The organism is Rhizobium vallis (genome assembly GCF_003985155.1).
GTDB lineage: Bacteria > Pseudomonadota > Alphaproteobacteria > Rhizobiales > Rhizobiaceae > Rhizobium > Rhizobium vallis.
On record NZ_ML133689.1, the window covers coordinates 103,962 to 123,457 of the forward strand.

Annotated in this window: 18 protein-coding genes and 1 pseudogene; 11 read left to right on the forward strand and 8 right to left on the reverse strand. The window is 61.2% G+C overall.

Annotated elements, in window-relative coordinates:
* Window position 1: 1 nt before the first annotated feature.
* The 3 genes from EFQ99_RS13635 to EFQ99_RS13645 all read left to right on the forward strand — a co-directional run bounded on the left by EFQ99_RS13635 (window position 2) and on the right by EFQ99_RS13645 (window position 4,047).
* Window positions 2-694, forward strand: coding sequence for an ABC transporter ATP-binding protein (locus EFQ99_RS13635; RefSeq protein WP_126921561.1), 693 nt, complete (start codon window positions 2-4; stop codon window positions 692-694).
* Window positions 691-1,950, forward strand: a complete 1,260-nt coding sequence (locus EFQ99_RS13640; protein WP_126921562.1) for an ABC transporter permease — start codon at window positions 691-693, stop codon at window positions 1,948-1,950. Before EFQ99_RS13635 ends, EFQ99_RS13640 begins: the two co-directional genes overlap by 4 nt.
* Window positions 1,951-2,160: 210 nt before the next feature.
* Window positions 2,161-4,047 carry an MFS transporter gene (locus tag EFQ99_RS13645; RefSeq protein WP_126921563.1) on the forward strand — a complete coding sequence of 629 codons (1,887 nt, stop codon included), beginning with the start codon at window positions 2,161-2,163 and terminating at the stop codon, window positions 4,045-4,047.
* Window positions 4,048-4,081: 34 nt separating this feature from the next.
* Here EFQ99_RS13645 and lpxE read toward each other — a convergent pair whose 3' ends face one another.
* Entirely contained in the window at window positions 4,082-4,834 is a 753-nt protein-coding gene (gene lpxE / locus EFQ99_RS13650) for a phosphatase PAP2 family protein (RefSeq protein WP_208722753.1), read from the reverse strand.
* 178 nt (window positions 4,835-5,012) lie between these two features.
* A complete protein-coding gene (gene leuB, locus EFQ99_RS13655) occupies window positions 5,013-6,125 on the reverse strand; it encodes a 3-isopropylmalate dehydrogenase (RefSeq protein WP_126921565.1) in 1,113 nt (370 codons plus the stop codon).
* A 189-nt stretch (window positions 6,126-6,314) separates the two neighbouring features.
* Between leuB and EFQ99_RS13660 the strand changes: the two genes are divergently transcribed.
* The gene (locus tag EFQ99_RS13660) at window positions 6,315-7,247 is read left to right on the forward strand and encodes a pyridoxal-phosphate dependent enzyme (RefSeq protein WP_126921566.1); all 933 of its coding nucleotides are present in this window, start codon (window positions 6,315-6,317) and stop codon (window positions 7,245-7,247) included.
* A gap of 62 nt (window positions 7,248-7,309) precedes the next feature.
* On the opposite strand, the gene leuD is transcribed toward EFQ99_RS13660, so the two are convergent.
* From leuD to EFQ99_RS13675, 3 genes are all read right to left on the reverse strand, one after another.
* Window positions 7,310-7,918: a 3-isopropylmalate dehydratase small subunit gene (gene leuD / locus EFQ99_RS13665; protein WP_126921567.1), complete on the reverse strand. Its 609-nt coding sequence runs from the start codon at window positions 7,916-7,918 to the stop codon at window positions 7,310-7,312.
* Between the two features lie 134 nt (window positions 7,919-8,052).
* Window positions 8,053-8,475, reverse strand: coding sequence for a VOC family protein (locus tag EFQ99_RS13670; protein WP_126921568.1), 423 nt, complete (start codon window positions 8,473-8,475; stop codon window positions 8,053-8,055).
* A gap of 110 nt (window positions 8,476-8,585) precedes the next feature.
* Window positions 8,586-8,819, reverse strand: a complete 234-nt coding sequence (locus EFQ99_RS13675) for a hypothetical protein (RefSeq protein WP_064696422.1) — start codon at window positions 8,817-8,819, stop codon at window positions 8,586-8,588.
* A 113-nt stretch (window positions 8,820-8,932) separates the two neighbouring features.
* Here EFQ99_RS13675 and EFQ99_RS13680 point away from each other — a divergent pair, with 113 nt between their 5' ends.
* Together EFQ99_RS13680 and EFQ99_RS13685 are read left to right on the forward strand one after the other, a co-directional pair.
* A complete protein-coding gene (locus tag EFQ99_RS13680) occupies window positions 8,933-9,838 on the forward strand; it encodes an HpcH/HpaI aldolase/citrate lyase family protein (RefSeq protein ID WP_126921569.1) in 906 nt (301 codons plus the stop codon).
* Window positions 9,838-10,044, forward strand: a complete 207-nt coding sequence (locus tag EFQ99_RS13685; protein ID WP_126921570.1) for a DUF1737 domain-containing protein — start codon at window positions 9,838-9,840, stop codon at window positions 10,042-10,044. Before EFQ99_RS13680 ends, EFQ99_RS13685 begins: the two co-directional genes overlap by 1 nt.
* A gap of 44 nt (window positions 10,045-10,088) precedes the next feature.
* Here EFQ99_RS13685 and EFQ99_RS13690 read toward each other — a convergent pair whose 3' ends face one another.
* On the reverse strand, window positions 10,089-10,526 hold the full coding sequence (locus tag EFQ99_RS13690) for a metallopeptidase family protein (protein ID WP_126921571.1): 438 nt from the start codon (window positions 10,524-10,526) through the stop codon (window positions 10,089-10,091).
* A 162-nt stretch (window positions 10,527-10,688) separates the two neighbouring features.
* Here EFQ99_RS13690 and EFQ99_RS35485 point away from each other — a divergent pair, with 162 nt between their 5' ends.
* The 5 genes and pseudogenes from EFQ99_RS35485 (at window position 10,689) to bfr (ending at window position 17,541) form a co-directional block, all read left to right on the forward strand.
* Complete coding sequence (locus tag EFQ99_RS35485; RefSeq protein WP_245441495.1) at window positions 10,689-11,645, forward strand: ImuA family protein; 957 nt, start codon at window positions 10,689-10,691, stop codon at window positions 11,643-11,645.
* A 10-nt stretch (window positions 11,646-11,655) separates the two neighbouring features.
* A complete protein-coding gene (locus EFQ99_RS13695; RefSeq protein ID WP_281024232.1) occupies window positions 11,656-13,104 on the forward strand; it encodes a Y-family DNA polymerase in 1,449 nt (482 codons plus the stop codon).
* Entirely contained in the window at window positions 13,101-16,562 is a 3,462-nt protein-coding gene (locus EFQ99_RS13700; protein WP_126921573.1) for an error-prone DNA polymerase, read from the forward strand. The genes EFQ99_RS13695 and EFQ99_RS13700 overlap by 4 nt, the downstream gene beginning before the upstream one ends.
* A gap of 128 nt (window positions 16,563-16,690) precedes the next feature.
* Window positions 16,691-17,090, forward strand: a pseudogene (locus EFQ99_RS13705) ((2Fe-2S)-binding protein).
* Window positions 17,056-17,541, forward strand: coding sequence for a bacterioferritin (gene bfr / locus EFQ99_RS13710; RefSeq protein WP_126921574.1), 486 nt, complete (start codon window positions 17,056-17,058; stop codon window positions 17,539-17,541). The pseudogene EFQ99_RS13705 and the gene bfr overlap by 35 nt, the downstream one beginning before the upstream one ends.
* A gap of 153 nt (window positions 17,542-17,694) precedes the next feature.
* On the opposite strand, the gene EFQ99_RS13715 is transcribed toward bfr, so the two are convergent.
* Both EFQ99_RS13715 and EFQ99_RS13720 read right to left on the reverse strand, forming a co-directional pair.
* A complete protein-coding gene (locus EFQ99_RS13715; RefSeq protein ID WP_126921575.1) occupies window positions 17,695-18,228 on the reverse strand; it encodes an RNA pyrophosphohydrolase in 534 nt (177 codons plus the stop codon).
* A 26-nt stretch (window positions 18,229-18,254) separates the two neighbouring features.
* Complete coding sequence (locus EFQ99_RS13720; protein WP_126921576.1) at window positions 18,255-19,454, reverse strand: divergent polysaccharide deacetylase family protein; 1,200 nt, start codon at window positions 19,452-19,454, stop codon at window positions 18,255-18,257.
* Window positions 19,455-19,496: the final 42 nt, after the last annotated feature.

Consider the following 19,496-nt stretch of genomic DNA (forward strand, 5'->3'; position numbering starts at 1 on the left):
TATGCTCGCTCTCGATATCGAAAATCTTGATGTCACCTTCCCAGGTCTGTCCTCACCGGCGTTGGCGATCGGCCGCCTGTCGATCAATGCCGGTAGCAGGGTCGCCATCACCGGCGCGTCCGGCTCCGGCAAGAGCACCTTCGTCAATATCGTTACCGGGCTGGAACGGGCGCGACAGGGTCGCATCCGCTGGAATGGCGAGGATATCGCGGATTTTTCCGAGAGCCGACGCGACCGGTTCCGCGCCGCCAATATCGGCCTTGTCATGCAGGAGTTCCATCTCTTCCCCGGTCTGTCGGCGTTGGAAAACGTGCTTCTGCCTGCGCGCCTTGCCGGTGCCGCCACGGCCGATCTCATCGAGCGGGCGCATGCGCTTTTGAGCACGGTCGGCCTTTCCCGCTCCGGCCAGAAGATCGAAACCATGTCGCGCGGCGAGATGCAGCGCGTGGCAATCGCCCGCGCGCTGCTGCGCAAGCCCGGCGTCATCATCGCCGACGAGCCGACCGCAAGCCTCGATGCCGAAAGCGGTGAGGCTGTCGGCGATCTCATCCTCGACCTCGCGATTGCGGAAGGCAGCACGCTGATCGTCGTTTCGCACGATCAGCGCCTCGCCAGCCGCCTCGACCGACGCATTACCTTTGGCGCCGGCCGGATCAAAGAAGATTCCGCTGCCACGGCGGGGGAGGCTGCATGATCCGCTTCATCCTCGCCGATCTTCGCCGCCTCTGGGCGGGGTCCTTGGTCATCGTGCTGCTGGTGGCGCTGGCGAGCGCGCTCGGCGTTGCCGTCGTTCTGCAGGAACGAGCGCTTCGCCTCGGCAGCGCGCGGGCCGCCGACAAGTTCGATCTGGTCATCGGCGCCGGCGGCAGCGAAACGCAGCTCGTGTTGTCCTCCGTCTTCCTGCAGCCCTCGCCCTTGCCGCTGATGCCGGGCGAGGCTCTGGCCAGGCTTGCCGGGGATCCTCGCGTCAAATGGGCCGCTCCGATCGGCTTCGGCGATTCCTTCTCCGGCTATCCGATCGTCGGCACAACGGCGACGCTGGCGGATAAGCTGTCCGGCGGCTTTGTCGAGGGCAAGGTTTTCGCGCGCGAGGGAGAGGCGGTGATCGGTTCCTCCGTGAAGCTTTCGCTCGGCGGCGAGATCAAGCCGATGCACGGTTTGGCGGAAGAAGGGGGCGAGACCCATACCGAACTCGTCTATCATATCGCCGGCCGCCTGCGGCCGACCGGCACCGCCTGGGATCGGGCCATTCTCGTTCCGATTCAAGCTGTCTGGCATATTCACGGCCTGGGGGCCGAAGGCGCCGAGGCGGCCGGGCACGATCACGAACAGGTGGGCGCCGAACACGATGGGCATGAGCATCACGGCGAAATCGACCCGGATGCCGCGCTCGACGAGACCTGGGGCGCGGATGCGCCCGGCCTTCCCGCCATCCTCGTCAAGCCGAAGACGATCGCCGACGCCTACAAGCTGCGGCAGGACTATCGCGGTGGCGATACCATTGCCGTCTTTCCAGGCGAAGTGCTGACCAATCTCTACGCCACGCTCGGCGACGCCAAGCAGATCCTCGTTGCGGTCGCTTCCGGTGCCCAGGCTCTGGTCGCCGCCTCGCTGGTGCTGGTGACGGTCATCCATATTGGCCAGCGCCGCCGCCAGATAGGCGCGCTGAGGGCCTTCGGCGCCCCGCGTGGCGCGATCTTCGGCATCGTGTGGCTGGAATTCTTCGCCCTCGTGGCGGTGGGGATCGGGCTTGGATTCGCACTCGGATTTGCCGCGGCCCTGACCTTGTCAGGCATGTTCTCGCAAACGAGCGGCATCGCCATGCCGGTGGGTTTCGCCCGCGGAGATGGCGGGCTGGCAGGGATCCTGCTTGCTTTTGGCGCAATTCTCGCCGCGCTGCCGGCGGTGTTGGCCTATCGGCAATCGCCGGCACAGGCGCTGAGAGTCTGATCCTCTGAAAAACCCCGTACTGAAACGGCCATGCGCTGTCCGGCAGCGATAATCACCGACGTCGCTATTAGACTAAAGTCATAATCCCAAAGCCTCTCTCTTTGCGGCCTGTCTTTTCTGGCACACTCTCGTCAGGCGTGTCGCGGCCAGGGATATGCTTTGAGGAGAGTAGGTCGCGCCCGTTGCTCATCACTCTGTGGAGGACAGACAATGGCAAATGTCGCAAGCATCGACGGCGCGAAGGCCGGTCCGATGACGGGCGAGGAGAAGAAGGTCATCTTCGCATCTTCGCTCGGCACCGTTTTCGAATGGTACGATTTCTATCTTTACGGTTCGCTCGCCACCTATATCGGCGCGACTTACTTCACCCAATACCCCGAGGCAACGCGCAACATCTTCACGCTGCTCGCCTTTGCCGCCGGCTTTCTGGTGCGCCCGTTCGGCGCGCTGGTCTTCGGCCGTCTCGGTGATCTCGTCGGCCGCAAATACACCTTTCTGATAACGATCCTGATCATGGGCATGTCGACTTTCCTTGTCGGCATTCTGCCGGGTGCGGCCACCATCGGCATCGCAGCGCCGATCATCCTGATCGGCTTGCGCCTGCTGCAGGGCTTGGCGCTCGGCGGTGAATATGGCGGCGCGGCAACCTATGTCGCCGAACATGCGCCGAACGGGCGGCGCGGCTATTTCACCTCATGGATTCAGACGACGGCGACGCTCGGCCTGTTTCTGTCGCTGATCGTCATCGTCCTCGTTCAATATCTGATGGGCCCGGTTCAATTCGCCGCCTGGGGCTGGCGTATTCCGTTCCTGGTCTCGGTCGTCCTGCTCGGTATCTCCGTTTGGATCCGTCTGAAGATGAACGAATCGCCGGCGTTCCAGCGCATGAAGGCGGAGGGCAAAGGTTCCAAGGCGCCGTTGACCGAAGCCTTCGGCCAGTGGAAGAACGCCAAGATCGCGCTCATCGCGCTTCTCGGCGCCACCATGGGTCAGGCGGTCGTCTGGTACGGCGGCCAGTTCTATGCGCTGTTCTTCCTGCAGAACGTGCTGAAGGTGGATCTGCAATCGGCCAACATCATGGTCGCCATCGCGCTGTTCCTGGCAACGCCGTTCTTCGTCATCTTCGGCGGCCTCTCCGACAAGATCGGCCGCAAGCCGATCATCATGGCGGGCCTTCTCATCGCGGCGGTGACCTATAATCCGCTGTTCAAGGCGATGACCTGGACGGCGAACCCCGCACTTGCCGAAGCACAGGCAACGATCCGCGCAACGGTCACAGCCGATCCCGCGGACTGCCGGTTCCAGTTCAACCCGACAGGCACGGTGAAATTCACCAGCTCCTGCGACGTGGCGACGGCGTTCCTGACGAAGAACTCGGTGCCTTATGACGTCGTACCCGGTCCCGCCGGACAGCCGGCAACGGTGAAGGTCGGCAACGAGACGATCGCGAGCTTCGACGCCATCGCCGCCGGCGATAAGGCGAAGGGCATGACCGCCGCCTTCGAAAAGGGTGTCAACATCGCGCTCCACGATGCCGGCTACCCGCTGAAGCGCGGCGCCGTCAAGGTGCCGGACGCCAAGCTCGATGCCTTCATCGCCGCCAACCCGGAACTGGCACTCAACGCCGATGCCGTGCGTGGCGGCGAAAAGGAAACCGTGCCGGCGGCCAAGCTGGTGGAAACCAAGCTGCTGACGGCGGATGAGGCGAATGGCGTTACCGACATGGCGGTCTACAACATCGCCAATGGCGGCAGCTTCGCCATGACCGCCGATCCCGCCCGGGTCAACTGGATCGGGACGATCGCGATCCTGTTCGTCCTCGTCATCTACGTGACGATGGTCTATGGCCCGATCGCCGCGCTTCTGGTCGAGCTCTTCCCGACCCGCATCCGCTATACCGGCATGTCGCTGCCCTATCACATCGGCAACGGCTGGTTCGGCGGCCTGCTGCCGGCGACGGCCTTCGCGATGAGCGCTGCCGCGGGTGATATCTATTACGGTCTCTGGTACCCGATCGTCTTTGCGTCGATCACGCTGGTGATCGGCCTGATCTTCCTGCCGGAAACGAAGAACAGGGATATCCACGCACTGGATTGATCTGCGTTCAAGCTTGACGAAAAAGGCCCGGCGCTCACAAGGCGCCGGGCTTTTTTATATCCGGGAACAGTTGCTTCGACAGCGGCCATCCATCCGGCGCCAGTTTGAAGAGCAGGCCGCAGCGAGCAAAGACGATCGCCGTCAGCAGCGAGAACCAGGCGCCCAAGGCAAGGCCGGCCATGACGTCGCTCGGATAATGGGCGCCGACCATGACGCGGGTCATGGCGAGCCAGATGGCGCAGGCGATGAAGGCGACGCGGTAGCGCGGAAACAGAAGAGCAAAGGCGGCGAAGAATGCGCCAACCGTGGTGGAATGACCGGACGGGAAGCTTTCGAAAGAGGCATGGCCCGAAAAGGGCGTGAAGGAAAAGATGCCGTAGTCGTGGAAATGCTCGGGGCGCGCCCTTCCAATCGCCCGCTTCAACAGATTGGCGAGAAGACCGGAGAAGACGACCGTGACGAAGAGATAGGCGCCGATCCAGCTGACATAGAGGGCCTGCGCCTTAGAGCGCGCCGTCTTCAGGAGCTTGTAGCCCGCCCTGCCCTGAAAGAAGAGCAGGATGCTAGTGTAGATCAGCCAGGCGGAATCGCCGAAGCCAGTCAGCATCTCGCCCAGATGCTTTACAGGTGCGGGCGCTTCGCTGGCGCCGACCGGCGCATCGAAGAGCAGCATGGAAAGGACCACGGCATTGAGCGCGATGAAAAGGCAGGCCTGCCAGCGCAAAGGCGGCATGACTGTTCCGCTTCGGCGCCAGCGCCTGTCCAGGGAAGCCCAAAATGCCCGCATCCTGTCGTCCGTTCGAATTTACCGGGTTAAAATTCGGCGCAAAAATACACGAGATTGTGGCTAGGAATAGTCCGTTTCGGAGAATTCGACCGGCTCGGTCGCGGCTTATCGACCTTTCACGAAAAAGCCCTCCGCATGCGTGATGCGAAGGGCCGGATGCTGTTTCACGTGAAATATATCAGGCCGAAAGCGCCTTGAACTCGGCGAGGATCGCATCGCCCATCTCGACGGTGCCGACCTGCCTTGCGCCATCAGCCATGATGTCGCCGGTGCGGATGCCCTTGTCGAGCACGTTGGCGATCGCCTTTTCCAGGTCGTCGGCTTCCTTCACCAGGTTGAAGGAGTAACGCAGGCACATGGCGAAGGAGGCGATCATGGCGATCGGGTTGGCGACGCCCTTGCCGGCGATATCGGGGGCAGATCCATGCACGGGCTCGTAGAGCGCCTTGCGCTTGCCGGTCTTGCCATCCGGCGCGCCGAGCGAGGCCGAGGGCAGCATGCCCAGAGAGCCGGTCAACATGGCGGCGACGTCGGAGAGCATGTCGCCGAAGAGATTGTCGGTGACGATGACGTCGAACTGCTTGGGCTGGCGCACCAGCTGCATGCCGCCGGCATCGGCCAGCATATGCTCGAGCTGAACGTCGGAATATTTCGCCTTGTGCGTCTCGGTCACTACCTGGTTCCAGAGCACTCCCGACTTCATGACGTTGCGCTTTTCCATCGAGCAGACGCGGTTCTGCCGCGTGCGGGCCATTTCAAAGGCGACGCCGGCGATGCGCTCGATCTCGTAGGTATCGTAGACCTGCGTGTCGATGCCGCGCTTCTGGCCGTTGCCGAGGTCGATGATCTCCTTCGGCTCGCCGAAATAGACGCCGCCCGTCAGTTCCCGGATGATCAGGATATCAAGGCCTTCGACCAGTTCCGGCTTCAGCGAGGAGGCCGAGGCAAGGGCCGGATAGCAGATCGCCGGGCGCAGGTTCGCGAAGAGCTGCAGATCCTTGCGCAGGCGCAGCAGGCCGGCTTCCGGACGCACTTCGTAAGGCACGCTATCCCATTTCGGTCCGCCGACGGCGCCGAAGAGAACGGCATCGGCGGCAAGCGCCTTCTGCATGTCGCCTTCGGAGATCGCCGCACCATGGGCATCGTAAGCGCTGCCGCCGACAAGGCCTTCGTCGGTGACGAAACCGGCATTCATCGCCTCGTTCATATAGGCGATGATCTTGCGGACCTCGCCCATGGCCTCCGGACCGATGCCGTCACCCGGCAGCAGGAAAAGATTGCGCGCTGTCATGAAACCCTCCTGGGAAAAACAAGTTGCGGCTTCTTAGCCCCCGGAAATGGGCATTTCAAGCGAGAGAAGGGCTGAATCGGTACGCTTCGCCCTTGGCCGCAATGGTTGATCTTGGGCCGCGATGGTTGCCCCTGCCCCTGCAGAAGGATTAGAACAGCGGGCGCACCTTTCACTCCCCTGGATGTTCCCATGCCTTTCGCACCGCTCCACCTCGACACGCCCCTGGCTCGGACAGCGCCTGGCTACAGCGCCAGCGGTAAGCCGCTCTGGCTGAAGCTCGATGCGCTGCAGCCTTCCGGCAGCTTTAAGCTGCGCGGCGTCGGCCGGCTTTGCCAACACGAGGTGGAAAATGGCGCGCGCGAGATCTTCTGCGCGTCCGGCGGCAATGCCGGCATCGCCGCGGCTTATGCCGGCCCGGCGCTCGGTGTGCCGGTCACGATCGTCGTGCCGGAGACGACGGCGCCCGACGTGCGGCAGATAATTGCAGCAACCGGCGCCCATGTCCTGGTCCACGGATCGGTTTTTGATGAAGCCAATGCCCATGCGGTTGAGCTCGCCCGGAGCCGCAAGGCGACTTATGTCCATCCCTTCGACCATCCGCTTTTGTGGGATGGCCATGCCACACTTATCGACGAGGTGGTGGCGAAAGGCGCGGTGTTCGATTGCGTCATCACCAGCGTCGGTGGCGGCGGGCTGCTGGCCGGCATCGTCGAGGGGCTGAAGCGCAACGGGCTTTCTGATGTGCCCGTTATTGCCGTCGAAACCGAAGGGGCGGCGTCGCTGCATGCCAGCCTCAAAGCGAACGAACGGATCACCCTTCCCGCCATTACCTCGATTGCCAATTCGCTCGGCGCGCGGCAGGTGGCGCAGCATGTCTTCGACCTGCCGAAACAGCATCCGATCGAAAGCGTCGTCGTCAGCGACGCCGATGCCGTTGCGGCCTGCCTGAAATTTGCCGATGCGTATCGCATCCTGGTCGAGCCGGCCTGCGGTGCGGCCCTTGCCGTTGCTGATGCGCATGCCGGGCTGCTTGCCCGCTTCGATCATCCGCTCATCGAAGTCTGCGGCGGCATCGGCGTGTCGCTGGAAAAGCTGAGGCTCTGGAAAGAGAAGTTTCTCTGAGCTGCGGGAAAAGAAAAAGCCGGGCGAAAACCCGGCTTGATCGATCGGCAGTTCGTTAGGGCTTAAGCGGCCCAAGGGTGCGAAGCGGCGTTCTTCTTTTCGAATTCGTCGATCGCCTTGCCCTTTTCCATCGTCAGGCCGATATCGTCGAGGCCGTTCAGCAGGCAGTGGCGCTTGAACTCGTCGAGATCGAACTTGATCAAGCCGCCATCGGGGCCGGTGATCTCGAGGTTCTCAAGATCGACGGTCAGGATGGCGTTGGAGCCGCGCTCCGCGTCGTCCATCAGCTTGTCGAGATCTTCCTGGCTGACCTTGATCGGCAGGATGCCGTTCTTAAAGCAGTTGTTGTAGAAAATGTCGGCAAAGCTGGTGGAGATCACGCAGCGGATACCGAAATCGAGCAGCGCCCAGGGCGCGTGTTCGCGCGAGGAACCGCAGCCGAAATTGTCGCCGGCGACCAGAATCTTGGCATCGCGATAGGCCGGCTTGTTCAGCACGAAATCGGGGTTTTCGGAACCGTCTTCGTTATAACGGGCTTCGGCGAAAAGGCCCTTGCCAAGACCGGTGCGCTTGATGGTCTTCAGATAGTCCTTCGGAATGATCATGTCGGTGTCGATATTGACGACCGGCAGGGGCGCTGCAACGCCCGTGAGCTTCACGAATTTATCCATGACCCATGCTCCATTTCAGCAAAACGTACTTTCTGAATTTGCATCTAGTCCAGTTTTTCGCCGAAATGAAGGAGAATCTTTCTAAAATGGCGGCCACGCGACGTTTCGCGCGGCCCGCCATCGTTTGTATCCGTTTACTTGGTCGGTGCATTGAGGCCCCAGAGGACGCCGAAGGGATCGCGAAGCTGGCCGTAGCGATCACCCCAGAACATCAGTTCGACCGGCATGACGACTTCGGCGCCGGCAGCCACAGCTCGGTCCCACCAGAAATCGATATCGTCGATAACAAGCTGGATGGCGAAGCCTTCATGGCCTTTGAAGGGATGGCCGTATTCGGGATAGGCATCCGACAGCATGAGGGAGCTGCCGTTGATATAGAGATGCACATGCATCGTCCGGCCGCTCTCGTCGACCGGCACGAGATAGGCCTCTTCGGCGCCGAAAGCATTCTTGTAGAATTCCGCGGCCTTTACTGCGCCGCCGACCGTCAGATAAGGCAGCAGGCCATTCTTGACTGGCGGCATCTTGGTCGGATTGTTTTCCGTTGTCGTATCCATGCTCATCCTCCATTCGTTTCAAGCGCCGGCTTAATGCCTGGCTACTTCAAAGACGTAGCATGGAAGCGTGATGCGACAGTGTCGGCCGAAATTTTTGGGCGAGCAGTCGATCAGAGATCGATGATCGTGCCGCGACCGTCGTTCCAGATACGCATCTCCGGCTTACCGTTGTTGGCCTTGGCGCGGACCGGAGCGGGCTTCATCTTCATCGAAAGCGCGCGGCCGACCATGAGCACGGTCAGAATGCCGCCGACGGCGAGCGTCACCGAGAAGGTGAGAAGCAGCATAGCCACGAAAAAGGTGGCGCCGGCAAGCATGATGAAGATGGAACGAATGTTCTGCATTGGTTTGAGACCTTTCTACGGAAAGGAATGTGGTCCTTCTTTTTTCTCTCTGCAAGGCAAGCATGGCTTTTTGTTGTCTTGCCGGGATTTGCGAAGCTTGGCACTAATGGTCCATGAGCCGAACCATACCCCTTCGTTCCCTGCGCCTGCGCCGCTCGGTGTTGAGCGTACCCGCCATCAATGCGCGGGCGCTCGAAAAGAGCCATTCCCTTGATTGCGATGCCGTTATTTTCGATCTGGAGGATTCGGTGGCGCCTGAAAAGAAGGCGCAAGCGCGGGAAAACTTGAGACGTTTTTTTGCCGGGCCGCCTCTGGAGGGCAAGGAAAGGATCATCCGCATCAATTCTTTGTCATCCGAATTCGGGCCGGCGGATCTCGATCTGGTCAAGGCGCTTACGCCCGATGCCATTCTGCTGCCGAAGGTGGACGAGCCTCAGGATGTCACGGATATCGGCGATCTGCTGGCGGAGGCGGATGCGCCGGAGGAATTACGAATCTGGGCGATGATCGAGACGCCGCGCGGCGTGCTGAATGTCGGGGCGATCGCCGAATCCGGTCGCACGCCGGGATCGCGGCTCGATTGCCTCGTCGTCGGCCTCAACGACCTGCGCAAGGAAACGGGTGTCCTGCCGCAGCTGGGGCGGACCTATCTCGTGCCGTGGCTGATGCAGGTCATTCTGGCGGTCAAGGCCTACGGGCTCGATGCGCTCGACAGCGTCTTCAACGATTTCCGCGATGGCGAAGGCTTCGATGCCGAATGCGGGCAGGGCCGCGCCATGGGTTTTGCGGGCAAGATGCTGATCCACCCCTTGCAGATCGAAGCCGCCAACCGGTATTTCGGGCCGAGCGCGGAGGAAATAACGGAAGCAGAAGCGGTCATCGCTGCCTTTGCCGACCCGGCTGCCGAGGGCCGCAATGTCATCAATGCGAACGGGCGGATGATCGAGCGCCTGCATCTTGTCCAGGCCGAAGCTCTGGTTCATAAAGCTCGTCTGATTTCCGCAAGAAAGCCAGCCTGATGAAACTCTACCGCTTCCTGACCGGTCCCGACGACGCCTCTTTCTGCCACAAGGTCACCGCCGCCCTCAACAAGGGCTGGTCGCTGGAGGGCTCGCCGACCTATGCCTTCAATGCCGCGACCGGCGCGATGCAATGCGGCCAGGCCGTCGTCAAGGATGTCGAAGGCAAGGATTACGATCCCGAGATGAAGCTCTCTGAGCAGTAAGACTCATTGAAGGTGATAGAGCGTACTGCCTTGCGCGACGTGCTCTAGCGCTCGGCGGCCTCCTCGGCGCTGGCCTCGATCCGCTCCATGTCATCGTCGCTCAGGCCGAAATGGTGGCCGATCTCATGGATCAGGACATGGGTGATGATATCGCCGAGCGTCTCGTCGTTTTCGGCCCAGTAATCGAGGATGGGACGCCGGTAGAGGCGGATGCGGTTCGGCATCTCGCCGGTTTCCACCGTAAAGCGTTCGGAAATGCCCCTGCCCTCGAAAAGGCCGAGCAGGTCGAAAGGGGTTTCCAGCGCCATATCCTCGAAAACGTCGTCATCGGGGAAATCCTCGATCTCGATCGTCAGGTTGGTCGTCAGCTGGCGGAATTCATCCGGCAGATGGCTGTAGGCCTCCATGGCCAGCGACTCGAAGGTGCTGATCGTCGGCGCATGGCGGTCCCGCCAATCATCGCTCAGGTCTATGCGGGCCATGAATATTCCTTCCTTTGCGGGCCCATATAGAACCTTTATCGCCGATTTTCGAGTGCGGAATCAAAGGCAGGAATAAATTCATAGAAAATGGTTGTTGACTCTTCTTCGGCTCTCTGGAATCCATAAGAACATAACAGGAACAAGACGAACGGAGTGAACGCCATGGCGCAGAACGCCCTGGCGCGCGAGCGGCTTTTTGCGCTCCGCGAAACCATCGCTAAGCTAGAAGGAAAGCCGGCGCCAGCGCTTGCGGCAGCGGAGCGGGAGGCCCTGGCATCGGGGAAGGCTGCGCGGCAGGCTGTCGAACGGAACGGCCGCGGGCTTCATCTGCCGTTCGGCGTCGCACCGCTCGACGAGGCGATGGAAGGCGGCCTGCCGCTCGATGCGATCATCGAATTCCGCGCAGCTCTGTCACGCGATGCAGGTGCGGCAAGCGGGCTAGCGATGGCTGTTGCCGCGCGGCTTCAAAAACGGGAGGCGGATGCCGGCAGGCTTCTGCCGCTGCTCTGGATCGGCGATGCCGTCGGCACGCTGGAGGCCGGCCGCCCCTATGCTCCAGGGCTTCTGGATTTCGGGTTGAACCCGGAGCGATTTCTTCATGCGGCGCCGCGCAAGCTGGACGAAGCCCTCTGGCTGGCCGAGACGGCGGTGGAAAGCGCTGCCTTCTTGGCCGTCGTCTTCGAAGTGCGGGGCAATCCGGCGCATTTCGGTTTGACGGAAAGCCGCAGGCTCATTCTCAGGACGCGGGCCGCCCGCCGTCCGCTCTTTGTCGTCCGGCAGGCCGGTGAGGAAGAGGCGAGCAGTGCGGCCTTTCGCCTGCATGTCGAATCCGCTCCATCCGGTCTGCGGCCGCTGCCGGACAGATCGAAGCTTTCCGGCAGCATCGGCAATCCGATTTTCCGTCTCACGCTGGAGAAGAGCCGCAATCCGGCCCCGCTCTCCTTTCTTCTGGAGTGGAATCCCCATGAACGCGAATTTCTCCCTGTTGCCGAACCAGGCTTCGCTCGTCCTCCAGGCGAACAGTCAGCGCATTCTGGCGCTCAGCTTTCCGCACCTGCCAACGGATCGCATCGCTCGCAGGCGATGGGGGCTCTCCTGGCGTTCGAGAGGGCGTCCTGAGGAGCCGCCGATCGTCTGTTCCGGCAAGCTCAACAATGCCATGCGGCTGACGGCACTGGATGAGTTCGCCGAAAGACTAGGATTGAGGAAGGAGCAGGGTGTTGCCGAAGCGCGTGCCATGTATCCGACGCTCGAGGTCGCCGAAGAGGATCCGGCTGCCGACCGTCGGTTGCTGGAGGCAATCGCCGACTGGTGCGACCGTTATACGCCATTGGTGGCGTTCGACGGCAAGGATGGCCTATTTCTCGACATTACCGGTTGCGCCCATCTCTTCGGTGGTGAAAAGGCGCTTCTCAAGGATGTGCTGTCGCGGCTCTTTCACATGGGGTTCGATGCACGGGGCGCGATCTCATCATCGCCGGGCCTTTCCTGGGCAATGTCCCGCTTCGGGCAAGGCGGTGTGATTGAGGATGAAGAAACCGATACTGTGCTGGCGCCCCTGCCGGTCGCTGCCTTGCGGCTGGAAGGGCAAACCGTCGATGCCCTGAAGAAGCTCGGCCTCAAATATGTCGGTGACGTCATCCATGCGCCGCGAGCGCCGCTGACTCGCCGGTTCGGCCCGGAGCTGCTCCTGCGTCTCGACCAGGCGCTGGGACGCGAAGAGGAGCCGGTGTCGCCCCGTCGTCCCGTCGCCAGTCTCTCGGCCGAAAGCCGGTTGATCGAGCCGATCGGGACGGAAGAGCAGATCCTCGCCGTCACCAGACAGGTCGCCGTGTCGCTGCAGCCGTCGCTGGAGGCGCGGCGGGCCGGCGGGCGGGTGTTCGAACTGGTCCTGTTCCGCGTCGATGGCAGGGTCTTCCGCATTTCCGTCGGCGCTTCGCAGCCGCTTCGCGAACCGAAATTCATCGCCGGGCTTTTTTCCGAGCGATTGCAGGCGGTCTATGACGATATCGATGCCGGCTATGGTTTCGAGATCCTGCGGCTGAATGTGCTGCGGCATGACCCGTTCAACGAGGCGCAGGGTGATTTCGAAGGCGACCGCCAGGGAGAGATCTCGCTTTCGGCTTTCGTCGACCGGGTTTCGGCCCGGCTTGGTGTGGATTGCCTGCAAAGCTTCCAGCTCCGCGAGAGCCACGTGCCGGAACGTGCCGTCATCACGGTTCCGGTGATGGACAATCTTTCGAGACGGCGGAAGGTGGAGCAGGACAGTCCTCTTCCCTTCCGTGAAGAGCGGCCGTTGCGGCTTTTTGCAACGCCGGAGCTTGTCGAGACGGTGCTCGCCGAAGTGCCCGATGGTCCCCCGCAGGTCTTCCGCTGGCGGCGCATGCAGCATCAGGTGGCAAAAAGTGAAGGTCCGGAGCGGATTGCCATGGAGTGGTGGATCGACGGAAGCGACGCCGAGGCGCGTGACTATTTCCGTGTCGAGGATGAGGCCGGACATCGCTTCTGGATCTATCGCCGGGGCTTTTATGGTCAGGAATTCGATCCTCGCTGGTTCATGCACGGGGTTTTTGCATGAAACCCGTGCGCGCATTCTTCGAGATCGGTACGCGGACGAATTTCTCGTTCCTCGAAGGCGCCTCCAGCCCGGAGGAGATGGTCGTGCAGGCCGCTTATCTGAAGCTTGGAGGCCTCGGCATTGCGGATCGGAATTCGGTTGCCGGTGTGGTGCGGGCGCATGCACAGGCAGAACAGCTTGAGGAGAAATACAGGAATAGAGAAGAGATTCTGGCCCAGGCGAAGAGGGAAGGAAAAAAGGAGGAGGTAATCCTCGATCCTATCCGGGTTCAGCCGGGCGCTCGTCTCGTCTTTTGCGATGGAACGCCTGATATCCTCGCCTATCCGTGCAACCGGCGGGGCTGGGCAAACATCTGTCGCCTTCTCAGTGCCGGTAATCTGAAGGAGGAGGCGGTCAAGGGAAGCTGCATCCTGACGGAAGCCGAGCTTATGGAATGGGGCGACGAGATGATGCTTGCCCTCGTTCCCGATCGTATTCTTGTCGATAGCCAGGCTGGCCAGTCGGGGCTGGAAGATCACTTGAAGCGCTTTCGCAAACGGTTCGGCAAAGCATTCCATGTGGCACTGGCCCCCGCCTATGACGGCCGCGACAAGCAGGTTTTTGCGGTATTTGCCATGTTTGCCGCCCGAAACCGTGTGCCGCTGATTGCGACCAACCAGCCGCTTTACCACCATTCCGGACGCCGGCCGCTTTCGGATGTCGTGATCGCGATCCGGGAACATGTCGAGATACCGCAAGCCGGATTCCTGCTGGCGCCGAATGCCGAACGCTATCTCAAGGATTCACGTGAAATGATCAGGATCTTCCGGGACTATCCTGATGCGGTCGAGAACACGAAGGCCTTCTTCACCAAATTGACCTTTTCGCTGAAGGAACTGGAGCACAATTACCCGCCGGAAAACGATCCCGGTGAAACGCCGCAGGAAACCTTGGAAAGACTGACGAGAGCGGGAGCGGCGAAACGCTATCCCGAGGGCATTCCGCCCAAGGTTGCGCCGCAGATCGAGTATGAACTCGATCTCATTCGCCAGAAGAAATATGCTTCCTATTTCCTGACGGTTTACAGGATCATCCAGTACGCCCGCTATGATCGCAAGATCCTGTGCCAGGGGCGCGGGTCGGCGGCGAATTCGGTCATCTGCTATTGCCTCGAGATAACGGAAGTCAATCCGGAGAAGAGCACATTGCTCTTCGACCGCTTCATTTCGATGGACCGGGACGAGCCGCCTGACATCGACGTCGATTTCGAACATGACCGGCGCGAAGAGGTCATCCAGTTCATCTATCGAAGATACGGCATCGACCATGCCGGACTGACGGCGGGGGTGACCACCTACCGCACCCGTTCGGCGGGCCGCGAGGTCGCCAAGGCCTTCGGGCTCTCCGAGGATGTCCAGTCGGCGATCAGCAGCCTCGTCTGGGGCTGGTCGGAGGATAATCTTTCGGAGCGAGATGCAAGGGCGGCCGGCCTCGACGTCAAAGATCCGGTAACACGGAACGTGCTGAGGTATGCCTCCGAGCTTCTCGGCTTTCCCAGACACCTTACCCAGCATGTCGGCGGCTTCGTCATCACCCGGGACAGGCTCGACGAGGTGGTGCCGATCATGAAGACGGCGATGCCGGATCGCTACATGATCGAATGGGACAAGGATGATCTCGACAACGTCAAGATCCTCAAAGTGGATGTGCTGGCGCTCGGCATGCTGACCTGCCTCAGGAAGGCCTTCTCAATGCTCGAACTGCATTATGAGGTGAAGAAGACGCTTGCCGACCTCGGCAACAGGGAGCACGGAGAGGAGGGAGAGCCGGTTTACGACATGATGGGCCGGGCCGATACGCTCGGCGTTTTCCAGATCGAAAGCCGGGCGCAGATGAGCATGCTGCCTCGCCTGAAACCCAGAATTTTTTATGATCTCGTCATCGAGGTGGCGATCGTCCGGCCGGGGCCGATCCAGGGCAACATGGTGCATCCCTACCTGAAACGCCGGGAGCTGAAGGCCAAGGACATCCCGATCGAATATCCGAGCGAGGAGCTGAAAGCGGTCCTTGAAAGGACCCTCGGCGTACCCTTGTTCCAGGAGCAGGCGATGCAGATCGCGATCACCGCCGCCGGTTTCAAACCGGCGGAGGCCGACAAGCTTCGTCGAGCGATGGCAACATTCAAGCGAACCGGCACGATCGGCAATTTCGAGAAGCGGTTCATCGAGGGAATGGTTTCCAGGAACTACGATCCCGAGTTCGCGAAGCAATGCTTCAACCAGATCAAGGGTTTCGGCGAATACGGCTTCCCCGAAAGCCATGCGGCGTCCTTCGCGCTGCTCGTCTACGCCTCTTCATGGCTCAAGGCCTATTATCCCGATGTCTTCTGCGCGGCGATGCTGAACTCCCAGCCGATGGGGTTTTACGCGCCGGCGCAGTTGGTGCGGGATGCACGAGAGCACGGGGTAAGGATCCTGCCGGTCGACGTCAATGAATCGGACTGGGATTGCGGTCTGGAAGAGGCCGCTTTCGATCAGAATGCTGTCGATTTCCGGCATCGTGAGATGCGCGAGATCATCAAGGCCCGGCACGCGGTGCGGCTCGGCTTCCGGCAGGTCAAGGGCGTCTCGGATAAAGAAATCGAGCTGCTTATCAAAAATCGAGGCAAAGGATACAGCTCCGTTCGGGATCTCTGGCTGCGGTCCGGCCTGCAGAAATCAGTCATCGAGCGACTGGCGGATGCGGATGCGTTCCAATCCCTTAGATTATCAAGACGCGACGCGCTCTGGGCGGTGCGGGCGCTTGACGTGAAGAGTGCAGCCGAAGAGTTGCCGCTTTTCGAGCAGGTCCGTCATGTCGACCTCCAGGCTGAACCTGCGACGAAACTGCCGGACATGCCGCCGGGCGAACAGGTAATCGAAGATTATCGTTATCTCTCCCTGTCACTGAAAGCGCATCCGGTCTCCTTCCTGAGAGAGGAATTCCAGAAGATGGGCATTACCCGCAATGTCGATCTTCTCAGAGTGCCGAACGGAAAGAGGGTGACGATCGCCGGGCTGGTGCTGGTGCGCCAGCGGCCGGGTTCGGCCAAGGGCGTGATCTTCATGACGCTGGAGGACGAAACCGGGGTCGCCAATGCGATCGTCTGGAACAAGATATTCGACAAATATCGGGCGGTCGTCATGGGCGCCCGCCTTGTGAAAATCCGCGGCAGGCTGCAAAGCCATAGCGGCGTGATCCATACCGTCGTCGAGCATATCGAAGACATGACGCCTGCCCTTGGCATCCTGCAACGCGAGGCCCGCCGTTTCGGCGCTTGCGAGCGGTCGGACGAGGTGCTGAGGCCGGGAGGCGACCAGCGGCAGGTCGCGGATGCTCGGAAAGGGGCGGAGTTGGAAAAAACTATGATTTCTACAGGCCGCCATGCGGGCGTGGCGGAAACCGCCGAGGTTATGCCGCGCGGGCGGAATTTTCATTGAACGCGTTTCGCCGAGCGGATCATGCAGGCGCACTTTCATGGAGATCCATGCCTGTATGATGTCGCCGTCCTCAACCGCCGCCGAATTTCGGACAATCCGCAACAGGGTTTGCCCACCGCCGCCGCGCGATGGCGAGGGACTCGAATTTTTTCTTGACAACCACCATCTTCTTTAGCAGAAAAACACGATAGTCAGTGTCATGTTTGGAACAAAGACGTGCTCGTCTGCAGCTGCAATTATATAACCGACAAGGAAATCCGGCAGGTCATCACCGACCTTCTCGATCAAGACTGTTGGCAGCTTATCGTGCCTGCGAAGGTCTATCACGCGATGGAAAAGCGCGGTCGCTGCTGCGGCTGTTTCCCCAATGTGGTCGACATCATTATCCAGACGACCGAGGAATATCACGCCCGTCGCCACTCGACGGAAGCCGAAACATTTGATTTCCTGTCGCGCTTGAAACAATTCCACGAGGAAAACAGGAGAGCGGACATTGAAAGGCGACAAAAAAGTCATCGAGCGGCTTAACGAGGCATTGTTCCTCGAACTCGGAGCGGTCAACCAATATTGGGTTCACTATCGCCTTCTTGAAGACTGGGGCTACACCAAGCTCGCCAAGAAGGAGCGCGCCGAATCCATCGAAGAGATGCACCATGCCGACCGGCTGGTTGCGCGGATCATCTTCCTTGAAGGCCATCCCAATCTGCAGACGCTGGCCCCCTTGCGCATCGGCCAGAACGTCAGGGAAGTTCTGGAGGCCGATCTTGCCGGCGAGTATGACGCCCGCACGGCCTACAAGAAGTCGCGCGATATCTGTCACGAGGCCGGCGATTACGTTTCGATGAAGCTTTTCGAAGAGCTGCTGGTGGATGAGGAGGGTCATATCGACTTCCTCGAAACACAACTCGATCTGCTCGAGAAAATCGGCGAAAGCAAATACGGCCAGCTCAACGCCGATTCCGCCGACGAAGCGGAATAAGCTCCTTACGAGACACCGGCTGCCCCTCTGGGCGGCCGGTATTCCCTGGTCAGACACTGCCGGACCGCAAACCAGTGTTTGCCGGATGCATCGACGCTGCGACCTTTTCGTCTGCTTGCCGAGAAAAAACGCACGCGGCCATTCTGCCCGCGATCAGTCTTCCGATTGAAGTGCCGCCAGATGCTGGAATTCGGCGACCACCTGGTCATAGACGGCACGCTTGAACGGGACGATCAGTCCCGGCAGCTCTTGCATCGGCTTCCAATCCCAGGCATCGAATTCCGGCTCATGGCCGCCGGGGGGCGGGTTGATGGCGATCTCGCTCTCATCACCCTCAAAGCGGAAGGCGAACCAGCGTTGCGTCTGGCCGCGGAATTTTCCCTTCAACCCGATGCCGATCAGCTGCGGCGGCAGATCATAGTTGATCCAGTCCCTTGCTTCGGCAAGCAGTGTCACCGTCCTGATGCCGGTCTCCTCGTAAAGCTCGCGATAGGCGGCATCCAGCGGGTCCTCGCCCTTGTCGATGCCGCCCTGTGGCATTTGCCAGAGCTGCGGCGAGCCGTCATATTCGGAATTACCGTCGGGGATGCGCCGCCCGGCCCAGACCAGGCCATGACGGTTCAGGATCATCACGCCGACGCAGGGGCGGTAAGGCAGATCCTCTGCTTTCACGGTCGCCTGGCTCATTTCTTCTCCGTTCTCGGATTCGTGGTTCAAGGATTCCGGGGGTCGTTGGTCAGGGTCGCGACGCCGACGATCTCGATGCCGCGCATTGCCGCCTCCTGGCTCCATTTGGCGATGGCATCGACGCTTTCGTCGAAAGCCGAGGCGACGCCGATCGCCTGGCCGTTCTTGCGGGCGATGCGTTCGAGTTCGTCGAGCTTCTGCAGGACGGCGTTGACATCGAGCTGGCCGTCCAGCTGCAGGTCGGCGAAGGCATAGGGCAGCTCGGTTCCCTTGGCGACTGTCGCGGTCTTCGACTGCGCCGAGGTGCCGTCGTCGAGGAAGAACAGGCCGCGTTTGCCGATATCGCGCATGACAGGTTCCATAGCGGCGGGATCGGACAGGAAACGGCCGCCGAGATAGTTTATGACGCCGGTATAGTTGGTGATCTCGCCCATTGCCTTGTGCAGGTTCTCGATATTGCGGGCGACCGGCTTGGAGGTCAGCAGCGTCTCCGGACCCGGATCGTTCGCCGGGTAATCAAAAGGTTCGAGTGGCACTTGCAGAAGAATCTCATGGCCGCCGCGGCGGGCCTCCTGCATCCAGCGCTGCAGGCTGTTGCCGCTTGCGGCAAAGGCGAGAGTGATTTCCTCCGGCAATTCGGCTATGGCGCGCTGCGTTCCGGTCTGGCTCAGCCCGAGGCCGCTGACGACGATGGCGATGCGGACGCCGCGCGCGCTGGATGAGGGGCGGGCATATTGATCCATCGGTCGCCGGCCGTCAGGGCCGATGATCGGCAGCCTGCCATAGGACGTCTCTTCCAGCAGCGCTTCGTTGGGCATTGCCGCCATGCGCGGATCCTGGCCGATCTGCATGGCGTCGACCAAGACCGGCCCGCTGCCGTCGCGCGGACGGGGACTGTATTTGGTGACGACGGAGCCATCGCCGGTGACCATCTGCTCGACATTGGCGCCCGATCGCGGTTCGGCGCGGGGCATGCCGTTCGTGGCCTGGCCGGCCGGGGTCTGCGGTGGCGGTTGAGATGTGCCGGCGGGCGGCGTTGCCGCCTGTTCGGCTGCCGGTGGCCGGTCGCGTTCGAGCCCATCGCCGCGAAACGCCGTATAGAGGGAAAAACCGCCTATCGCGAAAAGGCAAAGGCTGGCGGCGATGCGGCCGAGCCGCAGGACACCCGGGCGCCGATTGCCGGTTTTGCGGTTGCGGCCCAGAGGCGCATGCAGGTCCGTTCCCAATTTTCTCGCCCGCTCCAAAACCGGGAAACTGCAAAAGGATCA